Here is a 21,071-nt window from a genome sequence, read left to right as displayed (position 1 = left end):
CACTCAGTGGGAGCGCAGGTCGAGAATTGTGGTCAGCCTACGACGCGGCTTCGCTACCCGATAGGAAGTCGCGTCGGGCCCGGGTGCGCCCGGGTCGCGGACCGACCCCGCGCTGACTCCCAGATCCGAGTCCGTGTGGCAGCCCGCGGCACCGTGGCATCCTGACCCGGGTTCAGGCTGGGCGGGATTCGGCGACTGTCACGTCCTGCGGACCCCAGAAAGCGCGCATCGCCGTGATCAGTCCCTGCTCGTCGAAGGTCATGACATCGATCGGTTCGATAGTGATCACTTGATCCGGTGTTGTGGTGACCACGCGCATGTGGAAGGCAGCCTGGTCGCCGGATGCCCGCACGAGAAGCAGTTCGGCGCTGGTGTCGACGGGATCGAGTGCGCTGTAGAAGGCGCTGATCTCTTCGCGACCGCGGCGGATCTTCCCTCCGACAGGATCCTCGACAGTGGCGTCCTCGGCGTAGAGCGCGGCAATGTCGGCGGAGGCAGCGGTGCCGAGCCGGCGGATGTATTCGTGGACCGAAGCGATGATCTCGTTCGCGGAGGGCACGGGGTTCCTTTCTGCGGCAGCGCGTTCCGCTACCGGCTGGCACAGGAGATCAGATCTCGGCGAGATCGACGCTCCGATGTCCGCGAGATGGGACAGCACTCTGGCCGAGGGGATAGGCCGTGAGTCACCGTGACGACATGCAAACGAAGATTCCTGAAGTGGTGCCCGCCGGTGATGTCGGCGACTGGTCGGACGAGGTCGATGTCGTGGTCGTCGGCGCGGGGATCGCTGGGGCGTGTGCGGCGGCCGAGGCAGCGGCACAAGGAGCCCGGGTGCTCGTTCTGGAGCGTGCGGCGGTCGCGGGCGGAACATCGGCGATGGCGGGCGGGCACTTCTACCTCGGCGCAGGCACTCCGGTGCAGGTGGCGACCGGGCACGCCGACTCCGTCGAGGAGATGGCAAAGTACCTGACCGCGGCTTCGGCGGCACCGGACGCGGACAAGATCCGCGCCTATTGCACCGACAGCGTGGAGCACTTCCATTGGCTCGAACGGTTGGGATTCACGTTCGAGCGCACCTTCTACCCCGAGAAAGCGGTAATCCAACCCGGCACCGAAGGCTTGATGTACACCGGCAACGAGAACGTCTGGCCGTTTCGTGAACTGGCTGTGCCTGCACCGCGTGGACACAAAGTGCCGGTTGCCGGTGACACCGGCGGTGCGGCACTGGTGATGGATCTACTGGTCGAGCGACTTGCGCGGCTGCGGGCGGAGATCCGGTATGAGACCAGTATCCGGCAGTTGGTGTGCGACGAGACCGGCACCGTCGTCGGAGCGCGATGGAAGCAGCCGACGGACCAGGGAACGGTCCGTGCCTCTGCGGTAGTTCTCGCGGCGGGTGGGTTCGTGATGAACCCGGCCATGGTCGAGCAATTCGTCCCGATGCTGGCCGAGAAGCCGTACCCCCTGGGCTCCTCCTTCGACGATGGGCTGGGAATCCGGTTGGGAATGTCGGTGGGCGGGGCGACAGAGCACATGGACCAGTGCTTCCTGACCGCGCCGGTCTACCCACCCGCGCGCCATCTGACGGGCATCATTGTGAACGTGTTGGGGCGACGGTTCGTTGCCGAGGATTCCTACCACGCGCGCAGCGCCGGATTTGTCATGGAGCAGCCCGGTTCGAAGGCGTATTTGATTGTCGACGAGGCACATCTGGAGAAGCGTGACTTCCAGCTGGTGCCCTTCATCGACGGATGGGAGACCGTCGCTGAGATGGAGGCCGCTCTGTCGATTCCCGCAGGCAGCCTTCAAAAGACGCTGAGGGACTACAACATTCATTCGGCAACCAAGCAGGACCCCGCCTTCCACAAGCAGCCCGAGTACGTCGAAGCTCAGGATCGTGGCCCGTGGGCGGCCTTCGACCTCTCGTTGGGGAAAGCCTCCTACGCCGGCTTCACTCTGGGCGGGCTGCGCACCTCGGTCGACGGGCAGGTCAGCCGCGCAGACGGGACGCTGGTCGCGGGCCTCTACGCCGCGGGCGCCTGCGCGCCGAGTCTGGCTCAGGACGGAAAGGGCTATGCCAGCGGTACCCAGCTGGGCGCAGGCTCTTACTTCGGCCGCCGCGCCGGGCGGCACGCTGCCGCGAGGGCGGCTGGACCTGGCTCGATAGGCGATACGGAGAGCTGAGCACAGCTCGCTCGGAGGGGCCAGGGCGAGGCCCTTCCCGCTGAATGGGAGGCCGCCGTTGGCGTCACCCGACGAGCCCTATCGTCCTGACATGCCAAGTCCTTGTGACCCAGTTCACGCGTGAGTTTCAGCTCCCGCCACCCGGTTTCCGCACCAGACGGATTCCGGCGAGTACGGGTCACCATTCCCGGAAGGTCCACACCATGACCAATCCCGTCGACACCGTCGCCGCTGTCGTCGCCGCTGCCGGCGCCTCGACCTTCGAGGCCCGCAAGGTCTCGAGCGGGTACTCCTGGCCGGAGTGCCCGCGGTGGCACGAGGGCACCTTCTGGTTCTCGGATATGTACACCGGAACCTTGAAAACGCTTGATGCCGACGGCAATGCCGCCGTCGTCATCGACGCCACCGGCCGTGCGGCGGACACCGGAGTCCCGATCGTGCTGGGTGGTTTCGGGTGGTTGCCCGACGGCCGTCTGATCGTGGTGTCCATGCACGAGAAGCTCGTGCTCGTGCACGGTGGCGGCGGCCCCGCCGACCTGTCGGTCTACGCCGATATCTCGCAGTACTGTTCGGCCGCCGCCAACGACATGGTGGTCGATGCCGACGGTCGGGCCTACATCACCCAGCTCGGTTTCGACCTCTTCAACGGCGAAGAGCCGAAGCCGTCCCCGCTGATCGTGGTGGAACCCGACGGTGCTGTCGGAACGCCCGAGAAGGTCGGCCCGCTGCTGTGCGCCAACGGAATCGCGGTCAGCGCCGACGGTACGAAGGTCTATACCGCCGAGGTCATGGCCTTCAAGATCACCGTGCTCGACCGTGCCGCCGACGGCACGCTGTCGAACCCGCGAGACTTAGCCACCTGCCCGTTCATGCCCGACGGCATCGGACTCGACAGCGAGGGCGGCGTGTGGGCGGCGATGCCGGGCGGCGGCTACGTCGCGCGCTTCACCGAGCAGGGCCTCACCGACGCGGTGCCGATGCCGCTCGAGAACGGCATCGCCTCGGCCTGCCTGCTGGGTGGACCGGATCGTGACCGGCTCTACATGACAGCCGGCTACGAGGTCTACGACTTCGAGAAGTCGGCAAGGGAGGCGCTGGGAAGCATCTGGGTGGCCGACGTGGCACATCGTGGCGGCGACACCCGCCCCTGACCGGACCGACACAGCGAAAGATTCGAGGAAAAGACAATGGCAACACTGGATTTCAGCGATCGCGTCGTCATCGTGACCGGCGCGGGCCGTGGTATCGGGCGGGCGAACGCACTGCTGCTCGCAGCCCGCGGAGCCGCCGTAGTGGTGGGTGATCTTGGCGCCCGCATCGATGGCTCCGGCGTCGACGGCGACGACCCCGCCGGAACCGTGGTCTCCGAGATCACCGCCGCCGGCGGCAAGGCCGTCGCCTGCAATGCGGACGTCTCCACCGAGGAAGGGGCGCAGGCCCTGGTCGATGCCGCCGTCGCGTCGTTCGGGAAGATCTCGGCTGTTGTCAACAACGCGGGCATCGTGCGCACCGCACCGTTCCGCGAGGTTCCCGACGAGGAGTACCAGCGCCATCTCGACGTGCACTACTTCGGAGCGCTGCGGCTGTGCCGGGCGGCATGGCCGCATCTGCTCGAGGCCGAAGCCCCGCGCGTGGTCAACACCATCTCGCAGGCGATGCTGGGCAACCCGGGTATGTCGCACTACGGCGGCTCCAAAGGAGCATTGTTCGGTCTCACCCGCAATCTGGCCGTCGAGGGCCTCGAAGCGGGCATCAAGGTCAACGCGATAGCCCCGGGCGCGGGCACCCGCATGGCGGAGGCCGCGGCCGACACGCTGTCACCGGAGGTCATGGAGTACATGCGCACAGCTTTGCTGCCCGAGCATGTCGCACCCGTCGTGGCGTATCTGGTCCATCCCGACTGCCAGGTCACCGGCGAGGTTTTCAACGTGGCAGGCGGCATCGTGAACCGGCTGGCGTTGGTCAACACCGTCGGCATCCACGACCCCTCGCTCACCGTCGAGACCGTTGCCGAGCAGTTCGAGCAGATCATGGCGATCACGCCGCAGGCCCTGCCACAGGTCGTCGCCCCGGCGCAGGTGCCGGTGTCCTGAATCCCGACGATCTTTCTGGAGAGCCAACACATGAGTACAACCGAGACGACGACCAGCACCGAGTATCCGTTCGGCGCCGTCACCGCCGCCGAAGCGTCTGCGCGGTACCAGGCCATCGCCGCCGAGCGACCGATGACGAAGATGACGATGCCCTTCGGCGGCGACGCGTGGATCATCCACCGCAACGCCGCGGCGCGAGAGATGCTGAGCGACCCCCGCTTCGTGCGTGAGCCCTTCCGCACCGGCGACCGCGTCACCCCCTACTTCGTGGAGTTTCCGGACTTCCTGCGGACGACCCTGCAGTTCGAGGATCCGCCGCACCACACCAAACTGCGCAAACTGGTCCAGCGCTCGATTTCACCGAAGCGGGTCAAGGCGATGCGCGACTCGGCGGTTGAGTTCGCCAACCACCTGATCGACCAGATGATCGCGAAGGGTTCGCCGACCAACCTGGTACACGACTACGCGGTGGCCTTGCCCATCCAGATGCTCGCCAACCTGCTCGGCGTTCCGCCCGCGGACCGGCCGAAGTTCCAGAAGTGGAGTTCGTCCACCCTGGCCGTGGCCAACATGCCCGAGGCAGAGGTCGTCGCGAACATGACCGAACTGGTCGTGTACATGATGGCCCTCATCGAGGAACGGCGGAAGAATCCACGCGAGGACCTGATCAGCGACTTGGCCAACGCCCGCGACAAGGACGACAGCCTCACCGACGCCGAAATCCTGCCGATTGCGCTGGTGCTCATCATCGGCGGGTTCGACAACACCGCGAACTTCATCTGCGCCGGTGTGCTCTCGCTGCTGCGCAATCCTGATCAGCTCGAGCAGTTCCTGCAAGACCCGGACGGGATCGCACCCACAGCGGTAGAGGAGATCCTGCGACACGGCCGGATGTCCTTGGGCGCCACCGTGACCGGCGGCGGCGGGCTCGTTCCCTTCGTCGCCACCGAAGACGTCGAACTGGACGGGCAGCTCATCGCCCGCGGCGAAGCTGTAATGGTCGATCCCGCGTCGGTCAACCACGACGGCGTCGCGGTCGAGCACGACGAGGTCTTCGACATCCACCGCAGCAATAACCCGCACCTGACCTTGAGCTATGGCCTGCACCATTGCCTGGGCGCGCCACTGGCCCGGATGGAGATGCAGGTCGGTCTGGCCGAACTGTTCAAGCGACTGCCCGGCCTGAAGCTCGACGGTGAGGCTGTGATCGACAAGGACAATCTGACCCAGGCGATCGTCGATCTGCCGGTCAGCTGGTAGGAGCGTGCCGATGCCCAAAGTGTTCTACACCCAGCCCGACGGCGTGGTGAAGGTCATCGACGGCGCCGCCGGCGACTCGGTCATGTCGACCGCTGTGAAGAACGGCGTCAACGGCATCGTCGGCCAATGCGGCGGCACGCTCTCGTGTGCAACCTGCCACGTCTACCTCGACCGCGGCGAGTTGGGGTACTTCCCGGAACCCGGCGAGGACGAGGACGACATGCTGGACTGCACCGCGTCGGACCGGAAAGACAACTCACGCCTGTCCTGTCAGCTGACGCTGTCGGACGGCATCGACCTGCACGTGACGATTCCCAGCGAGCAGGTCTGATCGATGACAGGATCGCAAAACACGCCGATCAAGGAGCCGCCGGTGCCGCACAGCGTGGTGGTCGTGGGAGCATCGCACGCCGGAGTGCAACTGGCCGATCGCCTCCGCGCCGAGGGTTTCACGGGGGAGATTACCCTGATTTCCCACGAAGCCCACCTGCCGTACCAGCGGCCTCCGCTGTCCAAGGCGTGGCTGAAGGGCGAGGCCAGCAGCGAATCGTTGTTGTTGCGCGACCCGGCCTACTATGCCGACCACAAGATCGAATTGATCACTGGGGCGCTGGTCGAGGGACTCGAGCGCACCTCGGCCGGTGTCGAGGTGCGTTTCTCCCGCGAGGGCGAGCATCATGCCCGGCGATTCGACCGACTGGTGCTCGCGACCGGAGCCAGAGCGCGGCGCCTTCTCCTGCCGGGCGCTGAGCATCCCTATGTGTTCGTGCTCCGCGACCTCGACCACGCCCGGTCGCTCGCGGCGCGAATGCAGGCCGGGCCCGTCGTCGTGATCGGCGGCGGGTTCGTCGGTCTCGAAGTCGCTGCCACGGCACGTGCGCTCGGGGCCGAGGTGACCGTGATCGAGGCAGGGGAGCGGCTGCTCGCCCGCGCTGTCGGCCCGGACACGGCGGGCATCTTGCTGGCCGCGCACCGCGCGATGGCCACCGAGGTCCTACTGGGCGCCACTCCGACAGAGATCCTGCATGACGAGGGTGGGATTCGCGCGGTGCGGCTCGACGACGGCCGCGAGATTCCGGCCACGACGGTGCTCGTCGGTATAGGTGCCGCGGCGCGTACCGAACTGGCCGAGCGGTTCGGGCTCGACTGCGATGGCGGCATCGTGGTCGATGAACGGTGTCTGGCCTCCGACGGGTGGACGCTGGCGATCGGCGACTGCACCACTCACGTGTCGGCGACTGGCAGCCATTACCGGCTCGAATCGGTGGACAACGCGATCGATCAGGCCAACACCGCCGCCGCGGTGCTGCTGGGCCGACCGGTGCCGGAGCGGGCCGCCCCGTGGTTCTGGTCCGATCAGGGCGGCCAGAAGCTGCAAATCACCGGCCTCATCGGTGGGTACACCTCGACGCTGGTGCGGGTGGATCCGGATCGCCCGCAGCGTCGAGTCGCGCTGTACTTCACCGACGACGCGCTGGTGGCCGCCGAATGCCTTAATTCCCCAGCGGACTTCATGGCGCTGCGCTCAGCGTTGGGCAGGGGGCGCCGTCCGAGCCCACTCGACTTGTGCGACAACAGCATTCCGCTCAAGAAGCTCTTGGCGCCGGTACGCGGCTGAGGTGGTCCGCCACCCACCCCGACTTTGCGAGAGCGGAGTCCCGAATCATGGCGAAAAGCCGACCCCCGCTCGCGACAGCCCACGATACGACCGTCGCCTTGCCCCGAGGTGGACAACGGACATGATCGCGAAACGAATGAAAAGCGTTCTTTGACAACGTTTCCCGGACCTGACTGTGCTGATCCGATCCGATCGGGCAGGCGCAGGCCGTGTCGCGCGGCCCGAGAGAAGGCATTAGGCTGTTGCGAGAATTCGCCGACAACCCCTGTCGTAACGCCTTGGTGCGTGGTCGAACTGCATGGTCTTCGATCCGCAGTTGCTTACCGAGGACTTGATCGAGGAACGCTGGCAGGCAGCCAACCAGCCAGCCGCCCTGGAAACACTGCGCGCGATGTACGGATCGGAGGCACGCGCCCCGCATGAGCGGGCGCGTGCCGAGTTCCGGACACCGTCGTATCGGTCGATGCTGCACAAGGTGAAATGCCCGACGCTGATGGTGTGGGGCTGCGACGACCGTCAGTGCCCGCTGGCCATGGCGCAGGTGCCGCTGCGCTCCCGAATGCCGAGTTGCACGTTCTGTCGAACTGCGGACACTGGGTGTTCGTCGAAGCCAAGCACGCCTTCGAACGCATCGGCATCGAATTCCTTCAGCGCTGGACGCTTTCGCGCAGTAATGCGAATCGCAGATGAACCGGCCCGCGCTCAGCAGCCCCGCGCCCGCTGAGCTGATCGCTGCGGAGCACCTAATGCGCCTGGCCGACCTCGTGGCGTTGCGCACCCGTCTTCGGCGAGGTAGGAGGCCGGCAGGGTGCGGCCGGCATTCGCGTCGGCCGGGATCCGAGCATGGCGCTGGCCGCGCACGAGGGCACCGCGGAATCCGCGGGTGTCACCCGGGCGACGGTGGAGCGGGGCGGTGCAGCTCGGGTCGAGGTGCGGGTGGAACTGCGCAACGCGGCCACGCGCGCGCCGCATCATCTACAGCCCGCATCCGGCACCGGACGAGTTGTGGGACGTCACGGGTTTCGCTGAAGAAGCTCTTGTTGGCCCCGGCGGTGAACTGAGTCCTTTTCATGCGGCGCCAAGCACGGCGCGCACGCTCAAGGGCGGCGGTGCGCCGGGGGCCCGAATCAGGCGGACAGCAGGAAGCGGGTGTTCGCCAGAGCGCCGACTTCGGTCACTGCCGCGCGAGCACGGGCGACTGAGGCGGTCTGCATGGCGAAGCCGTGCCCCACGCCCGGATAGCGCAGCTGCGCGGTTGGCACGCCGGCGTCGCGCAGCCGGTCGCCGTAGGCTTCGACGGCGTCGCGGAGCGGGTCGCCGTACCCTACGGCGATGATCGCCGGAGGCAGGTCCGCGAGTGAATCCGCCAGTGCCGGAGTGCCGTAGGCGTCGTCTGCGGAGGGGTCCTCGCCGAGGTACAGGTCTTTCATCCAGTCGATGTCGGCGGCGGTGAGGAAGGGGGAGTTGCCGAACTCGCGCATCGAAGGGCGTTCGGTGCGCCGTTCGATGCCGGGATAGAACAGCACCTGCTGGGCGATGGCTGGCCCGTCCAGATCTCGGCTGCGCAGCGCCGTCGCTGTCGCGAGGCTTCCGCCTGCACTGTCGCCACCGACCCCGATACGGTGGCTGCCGACACCCCACGCGTCGGCGTTCTCATGAACCCAGCACAGCGCCGCGTACGCCTCCTCGTTGGCCACGGGGTAGCGGTGTTCTGGGGCGAGCCGGTACTCGACGTTGAACACAACTGCGCCGGTAGCCTCGGCGATGTCGCGGGCGAGCCGGTCGAACGACCGCAACGATCCCATGATCATTCCCCCGCCGTGAAACCACACCAACGCTGGCGCTGCCGTCTCCGGGGCGGCATAGGGGCGGTAGACACGCAGCGGGACAGTGCCGTGCGGGCCGTCGATCGTCGCGTCTCGCACCGATGCCATAGCCGGACCGGCCGGGCGCACAATCGACTCGAGTGAGCGGCGGGCTGCCTCGACGCCCGCAGTGCGCAGTGAGCCCGCTCCCTGGCTCTCGATTCGCGCCACGAGTGCGGCTACGTCGGGATCCCACGCGAAACGGTAGGGCGGGTGCCCGGTCGGAACGGTCATCGGTCTACTCCTCAGGAATGGCGGGATCGGCCGGGGGAATCACGGCCGTGCGCGTGGAACGCAACATCATCCCGGTGCTCGTCTCGCCGCCACGGCGGTGCTCGTCCATCAACGCGACGAGCCGCTCGTTGTCGTGGCGGGCGAGCGCTTCGATCATCTGGTCGTGTTCGGCCACCACGCGCTCGCGCGCGGCCGGGTCGTAGAGATATGCGGCGTGGTACGGCATGGCCAGTGTCCAGAGCCGGCGTACTTCGGCGACCACCAGGTTCAGCGGTGACCGCTCGAAGATGGCGAAGTGGAACGCATGGTTGTGCAAACGCATGGCGAGCACATCACCGCTCGTCGCCGCATCGGCCACCAAGGCGGCGGCGCCAGCGACCTCGGCAAGTGCCTTCTCGTCGAACAGCGGCAACGATCGCAGCACATCGGGCTCGAGTGCGGCCCGCATGAGATAGATCTGGTCGAAGTCGCTCTGTTGCAGGCGGGCTACGGTGTAGCCGACGTTGTGCTCATGCTCGACCAGACCCTCGGCAGTGAGGTGGCGCAACGCCTCTCGAATCGGAAGGCGGCTGACGCCGAGGCGCTCGGCCATCAACACCTGACGGATCGGCTGGCCGGGCAGCAGCTCACCGCTGACAATCAGCCGCTCGATCTCCTGCACGACCCGTCCGGTGGACTGGCCGACATCGCGGCCACCCTCCGCTGCTGCTGTACTACTGCTTCGGCTGCTCACGGATTCCCGAAGATACCAGCCGCCCGCAGGGCTTCGATCCGCTCGGAGCTATATCCCATGGCGGTCAGAACGCCGGTGGTGTCGGCGCCGCGCGGTACCGCCGGGCGCGGGGTTCGGTGCGAGGACCGGCTCAACTTGACCGGCACGCCGACACCTCGGTAATCCTCTGTCTCGAGGAACAGACCGCGGTGCCGCGTCTGGGCAGCCTGCAGCGCTTCGTCCACGGTGTTCACCGGAGAGGCAGCCACCCCGGCCTGCTCGAGCTGCTGTGCAAGTTCGTCCCGCGAGCAGGATGCGATCCGCTCGGCCAGGATCGCGACGAGTTCCTCGCGATGGTCGTAGCGCTGACCGTTGGTGGTGAAACGCGGGTCTTCCGCGAGCGCCGGCGCCCCGAGAGCGGTTGTGAGCGAACGGAACTGGCGGTCATTGGCCGCGCTGACGAAAAGGTCGCCGTCCGCAGCCTCGAAGACCTGATACGGCACGACCGTCGGGTGGAAGTCCCCGGTCCGCTGCGGCACCTTGCCGCTGGCGATCCAGTTGGCGGCGTGCGGATGCAGCAATGAGATGACCGAATCCAGCAGCGCTATGTCGACGAGCTGGCCCCTGCCGCTGTACTCCCGTTCGAGCAACGCCAGCAGGATCCCATTGACTGCGAGGTTGGCGGTGACGATGTCGACGATCGGCACACCTACTCGCAGCGGATTGCCGTCCCGGTAGCCATTGATGCTCATCAGACCGCCGAAGGACTGCAGCACCGCGTCGTAACCGGGCAGCCCGCCCATCGGCCCGTCCACCCCGAATCCAGTGATACGGCAGTAGATCAGCTGAGGAAAGCGCTCCGCCAGCACGGTCTCGAAATCGAATCCCCAGCGCGCCATGGTGCCCGCCTTGAAGTTCTCGATGACGACATCAGCCCCGGCCAGCAGGTGCGCGAGGATCTCGCGGCCCTCGTCGCTGCGCAGGTCGAGTCCGATGTTGTCTTTGCTGTGATTGAGGCCTGCGTAGTAGGCGCTGCTGGTTCCCTCGTCCACGAACGGCGGGCCCCAACCGCGGGTTTCGTCCCCGTCGGGGCCTTCCACCTTGATGACCTCGGCGCCCTGGTCTGCCAGCATCTGCGCGGTATAGGGGCCTGCCAGCACCCGACTCAGATCCAGCACGCGCAACCCGCTCAGCACGGTGCCGGCGGTTGTGGAGTCTGCGGTCCGCCAGGCGGCACGGCCATCGATGCCTGTCGCTGGGGGCACGGTGACGTTCATCGAGAAGTCCCTTCTGCTATCGCGGCTCCGGTCGGCTCGGTGCCGGTGACGAGATCCCAGACATCGGTGCCCTCGTCCAGGATCTGGCCGGCCAGAATCTCGGACCAGTACCGCTCCGAGCCGAAGCGGTCCCGCCAGCTCCACAACGCGGTGGTGGAGCGCCCGAGCCGGTGCTCGGAGGTGAAGCCGATGGCGCCGTGGATCTGGTGTCCGGCGGCGGCCACTTCCCGGGCTGAGGCGGAAGCGATGACCTTGGCAGCCGCGATCGCGGTACGCCGTGCGGAGGAGCCGTCATCGGTGTCGATGGCCGCCTCGGTCGCGGTCTCCATCAGCGCTGTGAGCGCGGCGAGCCCGGCGAGGCGCTGCTGGATGGCCTGGAACTTGGCGAGTGGGCGGCCGAACTGGACGCGCTCGGCGGCGTAGCGCAGCGTCCCGTCCCGCACGGCATCGGCAGCGGCAGTCAGTGCCACCGCGTAGGCGAGGGCGCCGCGCTCCTCGAGTTCGTCTGCGTCGACCGGCGATTCGTGCAGCTGGACCGGGGTCTGGTCGAAGCGGTAGTCGTCGAGCGCGGCGCCGAGCAGATCGCTGCCGCGCTCCACCGTGATTCCAGGGGCGTTCGTCGCGACGATCGCGATCGTGGGCCGCGCATTCGCTCCGGACGCGGACAGCAGTATCACTAGTACGGCGGCGTTGGAACCGTGCACAACGTCGGTGACGGTGCCGTCGAGCACGACGCCATCCGCAGTGTCGCGTGTGGCGCAGGCATCGCCGGCAACGGCGAAGGTGGCGGGTCCGGTCGCCGGGCTGCCGGTGCACTCGGCGACAAGGCGGCTCGCCAGCGCGCTGTGCTCGAGCAGCATCGTGTGGGCGCCCTGCCCGGTAACGGCGTGCAGAACCGACAGTGCGTCGGCCGTGCTGCCGCCGCTACCGCCTTGTTCCTCCGGAATCCCGATCTCGGTGAAACCGGCCTCGGTGAGCGCGGCCCAGAGTGCGCTGTCGATTCCTGTGGCCGGGGTGTCGGTGGTTGTCCCGACACGCTCGGCCATGGCGGCGACCGTCGCGGCCAGTTCGGTGTTCCAGTGGGTCATCGCAGTCCCATTCCCCGCGCGACGATTCCGCGCAATATCTCGTTGGTGCCGCCGCGCAAGGTGAATGCCGGAGTGTGCAGGATCGCGGTGGCGAGCAGGCGCGCGAACGGGTCGCCGCCGTCGCGCCGCGGCGTGGTCTGCGTGCATGCGCGGATCGCCTCGACCACGTCACCCTCGAAGCTGGAGCCGAGATCCTTCACCATCGCGGCGAGCACGTCGGGCTTGCGACCAGCGGCGAGCTCGGTGGTGACCGTCAGCGACATCCGGCGCAAGGCCCAGGCCCGCGCCGTGAGCCCACCAAGGGCGACCCTCTGCTGCTCGGTCGCGCCGGCCCGGCGCAGTTCGGCGGCCCAGGCGCGCAGTAGCGGCATGGTCGACAGGTAGCGCTCAGGGCCCGAGCGCTCGAAGGCGAGTTCGCCCATCACCTGGGTCCAGCCCTCTCCGCGCCTGCCCAGCAGAGCGTCGGCGCCGACGTGAGCGTCGTGGAAGATGACCTCGTTGAAGTGCGCGCCGCCGTCGATGCTGCGCAACGGGCGCACCTCGATGTCCGGGTTGTCGAGGTCGACCAGGAACTGCGAGAGCCCGGCATGCCGGTCACCCGGGCCGCCGTCGGTGCGGGCCAGCAGGACCATGGCCTGGGCCACGTGGGCGCCGGTGGTCCACACCTTGGTGCCGCTGATCGTGTAGGAGCCGTCGGCGTGCTCGATCGCTCGGGTACGCACGGCGGCGAGGTCGGAGCCCGCGTCGGGCTCGCTCATCCCGATGGCGAAGAAGATCTCGCCCGCCGCGATGCCGGGCAGATAGCGCTGCTTCTGTTCCTCGGTGCCATTGGCCAGGATGCCGGGGGCCATCTGCCGGTCGGCCACCCAGTGCGCGGCGACCGGTGCGCCGTGGGCGAGGAGTTCCTCGGTGACGACGAACCGTTCGAGCAGGGGGCGTTCGTGGCCGCCGTAGCGTGCGGGCAACGTCATGCCGAGCCAGCCGCGCGCGCCGAGCCTGGCGCTGAACGCCGGGTCGAAGCCGCTCATCCAGTTGTCCGGTGCGGGGGAGAAGGTGCCTGCGTCGAGTTCGGCCTGCAAGAAGGCGCGCACCTCGTCGCGGACCTGTCGCAGCTCGGCGCGGTCGGCGGTGTGCGAACCGCTGGGGGTGGTGGCGACAGCGGTCATCGGCCCGGCCCCCGTGACGACCAGGAGCCCTCGCCCTTACGCGACATCGACCACATCTGCACGCCGCGTTCGATCTCCAGTGCCGAGGACCAGCTCACGGCGGGCGGGCCGAGTTGGAGTCGGGCGCTGTTCATGATCCGCCGGGTGAGTTCGGGGTCGGCGGCGGCCGGCGCGGTCAGTTCGGCGATGCGCGTGTCCAGTTCGGACTCGCCGACCGCGAGGTGCGCCAGCCCGCGGGCCACGGCCTCCGTGCCGGTCAGCGACAGTCCGCAGGCGGCAAGCGCGATGGTGTTCGACCAGCCGACTGCGCGACCGAGTAGGGCCAGGTGCCCGCCACCCGGGTGGATGCTGCGGGCGAGAAACCCGCTCTCCAGCCGCGATTCCGGGGTGACCACCATGAGATCGGTGGCCAGCGCGAGGTTGAGTCCGGCGCCGACGGCGCCGCCGACCACCCTGGAAACGGTTGGAACCGGCAGCATGCCCACACGGACGAAGGCGCCATAGACCGCCGATGTGCGGCTCACCGCTTCGGGGGAGGCCGGGTCGCTCGAGGAAGTGGCCAGGTCACGGGTATCGGCGCCGCTGCAGAAGTAGGTTCCGGCCGCGCGCACCACCACCGCGCCGATATCGGCGTCGGTCTCGACCCGGGCACAGAAATCGTCGATGATCGCAGCCATTTCCAGGCTGATCGCGTTCTTGCGGCGAGGATTGTTCAGGGTCAGCTGCGCGACACCGTCGGTGAAGTCGGTCAGGACCGGCGATTCGGACGGCGCGGTGACCGGATTATCAGGCGGCATGCCCCAACCGTAGCAGATTGGATCCAAAATAAAATCCAATAATGTTGACAATTGTGCGCACGGTTCGGAGAGTAGGAACGCGGAGGACGTCACCCCTGCGATCTGGTGACGACATCGACGGAAAGGTGAACTCGTGTTCGAGTTGAACGGACGGATTGCCCTGGTCACGGGCGCAGGCCAGAGCGTGGGGGAGGGGATCGCGACGGTGTTGGCGCGTCAAGGGGCGAGTGTCGTGGTGAACGACCTGTTCGCCGAGCGTGCGGAGAAGGTCGCCGAGGCCATCGTTGCCGAGGGCAACAAGGCCATCGCCCGGCCCTTCGACGTGACGGACTATCAGGCGACCATCAACGCTGTTCGTTCGGCCGAGGCCGAGCTGGGGGGCCACGTCGACATCTTGGTCAACAACGCCGGAGTCGCCGAGGACCGTGTCAGCAAGCCGTTCCGAGAACTGACTCCTGAACAGTGGCCGCCCTCGATCGAACTCAATATCTACGGCGCGATGAACTGCATCAAGGCGGTCATCGACGGTATGTGCGACAACGGCTGGGGCCGGGTCGTGCAGATCTCCTCGGGATCAGCGCGCACAGGGCAGAACATCAACGTCTCGATGTACGCGACCGGCAAGAGCGGTATCGAGGGCTTCATCCGCCACCTCGCTGCTGAGACCGGACAGTACGGAGTGACAGCCAACATCGTCGCGCTCGGCCTGCAGGCCAACCTGGTGCACAAAATGCCGCCAGAGCAGATCGAGCGGCTCATCGCGGGCATTCCGATCGGGCGACTGGGCGACCCGATCGAGGTCGGAGCCTTTTGCGCCTATCTGGCCTCGAACGAGGCCGGCGGAATGACCGGGCAGACACTGGACTTCAACGGTGGGTCGCAGACCCGATGACCAGCACTCCGCCGGTGCCGACAATCCTGTCGCTGACTGCGCTCCGAGTCACCGATCTGGCCAAGTCCGCCGAGTTCTACACAACCGGATGCGGTTTCGTCGAGGAGAACTCATTCTCCACCGACACGTTCGCCGCGATGATTCTGCGCGCCGGATCGGCCGGGGTCGAGCTCATCATGCCGCACGTCGATGCCTTGCCGCCCGACCACGGCAGCATGTTCGTGAAGCTGGTACTGAACACCGAGAACGTCGCCGGGCTGATGGCCGCCGCGTGCGAACACGGCGGCACTGAGGAGATGCCGGCGACCACATCGGAACGGTTCGGCGGGCGCACTATCGGCAAGGTTTTCGATCCCGACGGCTACCTCATCGAGGTCGTCAGCTCGCCCGCGCGCTTGCACGCCCACTGAGCGGGAAGGCCGGGTCTCGCAGCGCCGCGCCGAGTCTAGCGTGACGCCGTTCACACCCGACGCAGAGATGGAGCGCAGTCGACGATGACCTGGGGTAGTACTTGTGATGTTGTAGTGGTGGGCTCCGGCGGTGCCGCGCTGGCAGGAGCATTGGCCGCGACCCACCGTGGCTTGTCGGCCTGCGTGATCGAGAAGACCGACCGCTTCGGCGGCACATCCGCGTATTCCGGCGGCAGTGTGTGGCTGCCGGGCAATCATGTGCTTGCCCGGCAGGGCGTGGACGATTCGGTCGAACAGGGGCTCACCTACTTTACCGCGCTTGTCGGTGACCGGACCCGGTCCGATGCGCAGCGCGCTTACCTGGAGACCGGCCCGGTCGTCGCCGACTTCCTGGAGAACACGATCGGCATCCCGCTCGAGCACCGGTCCTTCCCGGACTACTTCGACGCAGAGGGACGAAGCGCCAACGGCCGCAGCATCTTCGCCCACCCGATCTCGGCGGACGACGTCGGCGACCGGATCGACGATATCCGTCCGATGGTGCCTGCCGACCAGTTCGGTATCGAGATGGACCGGTCGGTGCTCGATGGCGGCCAGGCATGGATCGCCCGAATGCTTCTCGCGCTCGACGCCTCCGGCCGCGCCGAGATGAAGCTGTCCACCCGCGCCACCGGCCTTGTGCAGGACGAGGAGGGGCGGGTCACCGGTGCCATCGTCATCGGCGCGGACGGTACGGAGAGCCGTATCCGCGCGCGTGCCGGAGTGCTGCTGGCCGCGGGTGGTTTCGAGCGGTCGCCGGAACTGCGGGCGAAGTGGCAGGGTCTGCCGACAGCCGACTGGACCTCTTCACACCCCGACACCGGTTCGGGCGACGCGCTCACGCTCGCCGAATCAGCTGGTGCCGCAGTGGATCTGCTGGACCAGTCCTGGTGGTGCCCGGCCACGCTGTTCCCGAACGGGCACGCCGCGTTCACGCTCGGCGTGCGGGCTGGGATCATCGTCGACGGCACCGGTGTGCGTTTCGCCAACGAGATGCTGCCCTACGACCGGATGGGCAGGGCGATGCGGGAACGGATGCATCTGGGACACGGCGACGCGTTCTGGTTCGTCTTCGACGACCGGTTCGGCGACGACCTGCCCGCCATCTGTCTCCCGGCACCCGGCAGGGAGGAACTGTCAGCGGCCGGACTGTGGCACACAGCGGACGATCCGGCTGCACTTGCCGTGGCGATCGGGCTCGATCCCGGGCAGTTGGACGCAACAGTGCGCCGATTCAATGGTTTCGCCGAGCGTGGCCGCGACGAGGACTTCGCTCGCGGCGAGGATCCCTTCGGCCGATTCTTCGTTGGAGCGACCTCGCCGGAGCAGTGTTTGCGCGCGCTGGATGGATCCCACTTCCACGCGGTGCGGCTCGTCCTCGGCGATCTCGGCACCAAGGGCGGCGCGGTGATCAACCGAGACGGCGCGGTAGAGCGTCTTGACGGCTCGGTGATCCCCGGGCTGTACGCCGCGGGCAACGCCGCGGCTTCGGTGGCCGGGCCTGTGTATCCGGGACCCGGCGTGCCGCTGGGCTCGGGGATGGTGATGGCCTACCGGGCGGTGGCCGATATGGCCGGCCGGGTCGGCGGAGCCGACATCCCTGCGTCATGAGCGGCAGTGCGCACACCGGTCATCGGTGTCGGTGAATTCGAGCGAATAAGCCTCCCGATCAACGAGATGTCCGCCGCTGAGGTTGTGATCGCGCGCCTAGCCTTCCGGGGGCTCTGATCCGACCGGACGGGGCCGTCAGATCGATCACGACCAGGAGGGCGGATGTCCACGGAGACGAGTACCGGTCCGGATGTTCTCGCGGACTCGGCGACGACCACCGAGGACTCGCACCGAAGGCGGGTTCGGGTGCTCGAGATCGTCGAGGAGACGGCCGATACCCGGTCCTTCGTCGTCGAGCCGCTCGGCGACGCGGATCCCGGGTATCGGGCCGGGCAGTTTCTCACTGTGCGGGTACCCGATATCGGCACCGGCTCGGCGCGCTGCTACTCGCTGTCGAGTTCGCCGCACGCCGACATGGCGATGAAGTTCACCGTCAAGCGGGTCGCGGGCGGATACGGCTCGAACTGGCTGTGCGACAACGTTTCTGCCGGTGACGAACTGGAGATCCTGTCTCCGGCCGGCACGTTCACGCCCGCGTCGCTGGACGAGTCGGTGGTGCTGGTGGCCGGCGGCAGCGGCATCACCCCGGTCATCGCGATCGCCAAGTCGATCTTGTTCGCCGGCACCGGCGACGTGGTGCTGATCTATGCCAACCGCGACCAGGAATCGGTCATCTTCGCCCGGGAGCTTCAAGAGCTGGAACGCCGTTTCGCCGACCGGCTCTCGGTGCTGCACATCTTGGAGTCGGTGCAGGGGTACCCGACACGGAAAACGCTATCGCTGCTGGTGCGTCCACTCCGCGACCGCACTGTCTACATCTGCGGACCGTCACCACTGATGGACCTTGCGGCGCAGGTGTGCGCCGAAGTCGGGTTCTCTTCGGCTCGGGTGCATTCCGAGCGGTTCCTGTCACTGCAACGCGACCCGTTCGCCGAGGCCGATCGAGGCCGTGACCACGACGAGAGCCGCGAGGTGGTCGCTCGAGTCCGGGTGAGCATCGACGGCGCCGAACACCAGGTGCCCTGGACCGCGGGGCGCACACTTCTCGACGCCCTGCTCGCCGCAGGAATCGAGGCGCCGTATTCGTGCCGGGAGGGCGTGTGCAGCGCCTGTGTCTGCTCGCTGACCGAGGGGCGGATAAACCTGGCGCGCAACGAGATTCTGACCGAGGACGACCTTGCAGCGGGCTACATCCTGGCGTGCCGGGCAGAACCGGGCAGCGACGAAATCGCGATCGAGTACTGAACCGTCGCGGCGTTCAGGAGCAGTCCGAATCGGCGTCCCATTCAGCAGGAGACGCACGTCACACCGGTATTCGGACTGCCAAGCTGATCGCACTGCACCGAGATTCACGGTCGCAAGCCATCTGACCAGGAGGAATAGTGAGTTCCACCCCTGAAACCGGAGATCGGGTCCGTGTCATCGACGCCGGCCTGCCGCCTGAGCGGTATGCCCGCGGGTGGCACTGCCTGGGTCTGGTTCGCGACTTCGCCGACGGCACCCCGCATCAGGTCTCCGCATTCGGCACCGAGCTTGTCGTGTTCGCGGGGGAGGACGGAAAGATCAACGTGCTCAACGCTTTCTGCCCTCACATGGGCGGCAATCTGGCGCACGGAACGGTGGTGGGCAACACGATCGCCTGCCCGTTCCACGACTGGCGCTGGCGCGGAGACGGCAAGTGCGCGGCGATCCCGTATGCGCGCCGCGTGCCCCCACTCGCCCGCACGAAGGCTTGGCCCACGCTGGAGATCAGCGGGCAGCTGTTCGTCTGGCACGACCCTCAGGGGCGGAAGCCGCCGGCCGAGCTGGCAATTCCGGCGATTCCCACTTACGGCGATCCCGGGTGGACCGACTGGGTGTGGAACTCGATCGTCGTGGAGCGATCGCACTGTCGTGAGATCGTCGACAACATCGTCGACATGGCCCATTTCTTCTACGTTCACTACGGCATGCCGACCTTCTTCCGCAATGTCTTCGAAGGGCACACCGCCACCCAGCTCATGCGTTCGCGCCCCCGGGCCGATGCGGTGGGCGTCAGTCAGAACACTGATCTCAGCCTCGAAAGCCGTTCCGACGCTACCTATTACGGTCCCTCCTACATGATCGACAAGTTGTGGGGTGCTCAGTACACCGCTCGGGACGAACCGAACATCTACCTGATCAACTGCCACTACCCGATCACACCCACCTCCTTCCGCCTGCAATACGGCGTGATCGTGGAGAAGCCCGCGGGTATGAGCGACGAGGCCGCCAACGAGATGGCCGCGGCGGTCGGCCGCGGCATCGCGATCGGTTTCGAGCAGGACGTCGAGATCTGGAAGAACAAGGCGCGCATCGACAATCCGCTGCTGTGTGAGGAAGACGGCCCGGTCTACCAACTGCGCCGCTGGTACGAGCAGTTCTATGTCGATGTCGAAGACATCAAGCCAGAGATGGTCAACCGCTTCGAGTTCGAGATCGACACCGAACGCGCCTTGCAGAACTGGCAGGCCGAGGTCGATGCCAACCTGGCGGCCGGGCGCAGCGCTCTCGCCCCCAATCTCGCCGCGAACCGATAGCCGGCCCGTCGGCTCCCGACGACAACCCCTTCCTCTCTCGTTTCCCCGGACCAGGAGTTCCGATGTCCCACACCGTCCTTGACAACATCGTCGCCATCGCCGACGAGATCCGCGCAGGCGCGGACGAATCCGATTCGCTCGGTCGCCTGACCGATGGCATGGCCAAGCAGCTGAAGCAGGCAGGACTTATTCGGCTGCTGCAGCGTAAGAAGTACAACGGCTTCGAGGCGCATCCGCGCGAGTTCGCCGAGACCGTGATGAAGACCGCCAGCATCTACGGCTCCGCCGGCTGGGTCGGCGGCATCGTTGGCGTGCATCCCTGGCAGCTGGCCTTCGCCGACCCGAAGGTTCAGGACGAGGTGCTCGGCGCGGACGGCGACACCTGGCAGGCATCGCCGTACATGCCGGGTGGCATCGCGGTACCCACCGATGACGGCTACGTACTGAACGGGCGCTGGCAGTTCTCCTCCGGTACCGACCACTGTGACTGGATCTTCCTCGGCGCCCTGATCGGCGGCCCGGATGGCAAACCGTTGACGCCGCCACAGGGCTTGCATGTGATCCTGCCCAGGTCGGACTACGAGATTGTGCCCGACTCCTGGGACGTGGTCGGGCTGCGCGGCACCGGCAGCAAGGACATTGTCGTCAAAGACGCCTTCATCCCCGGCTACCGAGTTATGAACTCGGCGAAGGTGATCGACGGAACCGCGGCCAAGGAGTACGGGGCGACCGAGACGTTGTACAAGATGCCCTGGTCGACCATGTTCCCGCTGGGAATCACCTCGGCGACCATCGGCATCTGTGAAGGTGTCCTGGCTGCCGGGATCGCCTACCAGCGTGACCGCGTCGGTGCCGCCGGCACTGTCATCAAGGACGACCCGTACGTGCTGCATGCCCTCGGGGAGTCGGCTTCGGAGATCGACGCCGCGCGTCAGCAACTGCTCGTGAACGTCGAGCGTGTCTACGACAAGGTCGACCGAGGCGAGGAGATCGACTTCGAAACCCGCGCGAAAGTACGCCGGGACCAGGCGCGGGCGGCATGGCGTGCGGTGCGTGCCGCCGACGAAGTCTTCGACCGCGCCGGCGGCAACGCACTGCGGATGGACAACCCGCTCCAGCGCTTCTGGCGCGACGCTCACGCGGGCCTGCACCACGCCATACACGTGACGAGCACTACCTATCACGCCGCCGCGCTGGCGTCGCTGGGCGTGGAGGTCCCGCCCGGACCGCTGCGGGTGATGATCTGACCGGTTCGGAAAGGAACACG

Annotated in this window: 20 protein-coding genes and 1 pseudogene; 14 read left to right on the top strand and 7 right to left on the bottom strand. The window is 67.1% G+C overall.

Annotated elements, in window-relative coordinates; all coding sequences use genetic code 11:
- Nucleotides 1–172: 172 nt before the first annotated feature.
- Nucleotides 173–559, bottom strand: coding sequence for a nuclear transport factor 2 family protein (locus ON33_RS13745; protein WP_040858896.1), 387 nt, complete (start codon nt 557–559; stop codon nt 173–175).
- A gap of 137 nt (nt 560–696) precedes the next feature.
- On the opposite strand from ON33_RS13745, the gene ON33_RS13740 reads away from it, so the two are divergent.
- The 8 genes and pseudogenes from ON33_RS13740 to ON33_RS43285 form a co-directional block, all read left to right on the top strand.
- Nucleotides 697–2,184: an FAD-binding protein gene (locus ON33_RS13740; RefSeq protein ID WP_040858895.1), complete on the top strand. Its 1,488-nt coding sequence runs from the start codon at nt 697–699 to the stop codon at nt 2,182–2,184.
- Between the two features lie 203 nt (nt 2,185–2,387).
- Entirely contained in the window at nt 2,388–3,335 is a 948-nt protein-coding gene (locus ON33_RS13735; protein WP_040858894.1) for an SMP-30/gluconolactonase/LRE family protein, read from the top strand.
- A gap of 36 nt (nt 3,336–3,371) precedes the next feature.
- On the top strand, nt 3,372–4,277 hold the full coding sequence (locus ON33_RS13730; RefSeq protein ID WP_040858893.1) for an SDR family NAD(P)-dependent oxidoreductase: 906 nt from the start codon (nt 3,372–3,374) through the stop codon (nt 4,275–4,277).
- Between the two features lie 30 nt (nt 4,278–4,307).
- Nucleotides 4,308–5,537, top strand: a complete 1,230-nt coding sequence (locus ON33_RS13725) for a cytochrome P450 (protein ID WP_040858892.1) — start codon at nt 4,308–4,310, stop codon at nt 5,535–5,537.
- A 10-nt stretch (nt 5,538–5,547) separates the two neighbouring features.
- On the top strand, nt 5,548–5,868 hold the full coding sequence (locus ON33_RS13720; protein WP_040858890.1) for a 2Fe-2S iron-sulfur cluster-binding protein: 321 nt from the start codon (nt 5,548–5,550) through the stop codon (nt 5,866–5,868).
- 3 nt (nt 5,869–5,871) lie between these two features.
- Nucleotides 5,872–7,155, top strand: a complete 1,284-nt coding sequence (locus ON33_RS13715) for an NAD(P)/FAD-dependent oxidoreductase (RefSeq protein ID WP_051152059.1) — start codon at nt 5,872–5,874, stop codon at nt 7,153–7,155.
- 298 nt (nt 7,156–7,453) lie between these two features.
- The gene (locus ON33_RS41190; protein ID WP_157184523.1) at nt 7,454–7,879 is read left to right on the top strand and encodes an alpha/beta fold hydrolase; all 426 of its coding nucleotides are present in this window, start codon (nt 7,454–7,456) and stop codon (nt 7,877–7,879) included.
- A 95-nt stretch (nt 7,880–7,974) separates the two neighbouring features.
- Nucleotides 7,975–8,115, top strand: a pseudogene (locus tag ON33_RS43285) (sulfate/molybdate ABC transporter ATP-binding protein); the annotation flags it as partial.
- Nucleotides 8,116–8,282: 167 nt separating this feature from the next.
- On the opposite strand, the gene ON33_RS13705 reads toward ON33_RS43285, so the two are convergent.
- The 6 genes from ON33_RS13705 to ON33_RS13680 form a co-directional block, all read right to left on the bottom strand.
- Nucleotides 8,283–9,254, bottom strand: coding sequence for an alpha/beta hydrolase (locus tag ON33_RS13705; RefSeq protein WP_051152057.1), 972 nt, complete (start codon nt 9,252–9,254; stop codon nt 8,283–8,285).
- 4 nt (nt 9,255–9,258) lie between these two features.
- Nucleotides 9,259–9,915 (bottom strand): GntR family transcriptional regulator, encoded by a 657-nt coding sequence (locus tag ON33_RS13700; protein WP_245550516.1) that lies wholly within the window; start codon nt 9,913–9,915, stop codon nt 9,259–9,261.
- Between the two features lie 68 nt (nt 9,916–9,983).
- Nucleotides 9,984–11,243, bottom strand: coding sequence for a CaiB/BaiF CoA transferase family protein (locus tag ON33_RS13695; RefSeq protein WP_040858885.1), 1,260 nt, complete (start codon nt 11,241–11,243; stop codon nt 9,984–9,986).
- Nucleotides 11,240–12,331, bottom strand: coding sequence for an acyl-CoA dehydrogenase family protein (locus ON33_RS13690; protein ID WP_040858884.1), 1,092 nt, complete (start codon nt 12,329–12,331; stop codon nt 11,240–11,242). The genes ON33_RS13695 and ON33_RS13690 overlap by 4 nt, the downstream gene beginning before the upstream one ends.
- The gene (locus ON33_RS13685; protein WP_040858882.1) at nt 12,328–13,497 is read right to left on the bottom strand and encodes an acyl-CoA dehydrogenase family protein; all 1,170 of its coding nucleotides are present in this window, start codon (nt 13,495–13,497) and stop codon (nt 12,328–12,330) included. Before ON33_RS13685 ends, ON33_RS13690 begins: the two co-directional genes overlap by 4 nt.
- The gene (locus ON33_RS13680; RefSeq protein WP_040858881.1) at nt 13,494–14,294 is read right to left on the bottom strand and encodes an enoyl-CoA hydratase-related protein; all 801 of its coding nucleotides are present in this window, start codon (nt 14,292–14,294) and stop codon (nt 13,494–13,496) included. Before ON33_RS13680 ends, ON33_RS13685 begins: the two co-directional genes overlap by 4 nt.
- A 133-nt stretch (nt 14,295–14,427) precedes the next feature.
- Between ON33_RS13680 and ON33_RS13675 the strand changes: the two genes are divergently transcribed.
- The 6 genes from ON33_RS13675 (at nt 14,428) to ON33_RS13650 (ending at nt 21,051) form a co-directional block, all read left to right on the top strand.
- Nucleotides 14,428–15,186, top strand: a complete 759-nt coding sequence (locus tag ON33_RS13675) for an SDR family NAD(P)-dependent oxidoreductase (RefSeq protein WP_040858880.1) — start codon at nt 14,428–14,430, stop codon at nt 15,184–15,186.
- Nucleotides 15,183–15,596 carry a VOC family protein gene (locus ON33_RS13670; protein WP_040858879.1) on the top strand — a complete coding sequence of 138 codons (414 nt, stop codon included), beginning with the start codon at nt 15,183–15,185 and terminating at the stop codon, nt 15,594–15,596. The genes ON33_RS13675 and ON33_RS13670 overlap by 4 nt, the downstream gene beginning before the upstream one ends.
- Before the next feature lie 117 nt (nt 15,597–15,713).
- Nucleotides 15,714–17,246: an FAD-binding protein gene (locus tag ON33_RS13665; RefSeq protein WP_245550515.1), complete on the top strand. Its 1,533-nt coding sequence runs from the start codon at nt 15,714–15,716 to the stop codon at nt 17,244–17,246.
- Between the two features lie 162 nt (nt 17,247–17,408).
- Nucleotides 17,409–18,491 carry a ferredoxin--NADP reductase gene (locus ON33_RS13660; RefSeq protein WP_083868930.1) on the top strand — a complete coding sequence of 361 codons (1,083 nt, stop codon included), beginning with the start codon at nt 17,409–17,411 and terminating at the stop codon, nt 18,489–18,491.
- Between the two features lie 137 nt (nt 18,492–18,628).
- A complete protein-coding gene (locus ON33_RS13655; RefSeq protein ID WP_040858877.1) occupies nt 18,629–19,804 on the top strand; it encodes a 3-ketosteroid-9-alpha-monooxygenase, oxygenase component in 1,176 nt (391 codons plus the stop codon).
- A gap of 62 nt (nt 19,805–19,866) precedes the next feature.
- Entirely contained in the window at nt 19,867–21,051 is a 1,185-nt protein-coding gene (locus ON33_RS13650) for an acyl-CoA dehydrogenase family protein (protein ID WP_040858876.1), read from the top strand.
- Nucleotides 21,052–21,071: the final 20 nt, after the last annotated feature.

Source organism: Nocardia niigatensis NBRC 100131 (assembly GCF_000308655.1).
Taxonomy (GTDB): Bacteria; Actinomycetota; Actinomycetes; order Mycobacteriales; family Mycobacteriaceae; genus Nocardia; species Nocardia niigatensis.
This window is presented reverse-complemented; position numbering and strand designations above follow the sequence as displayed.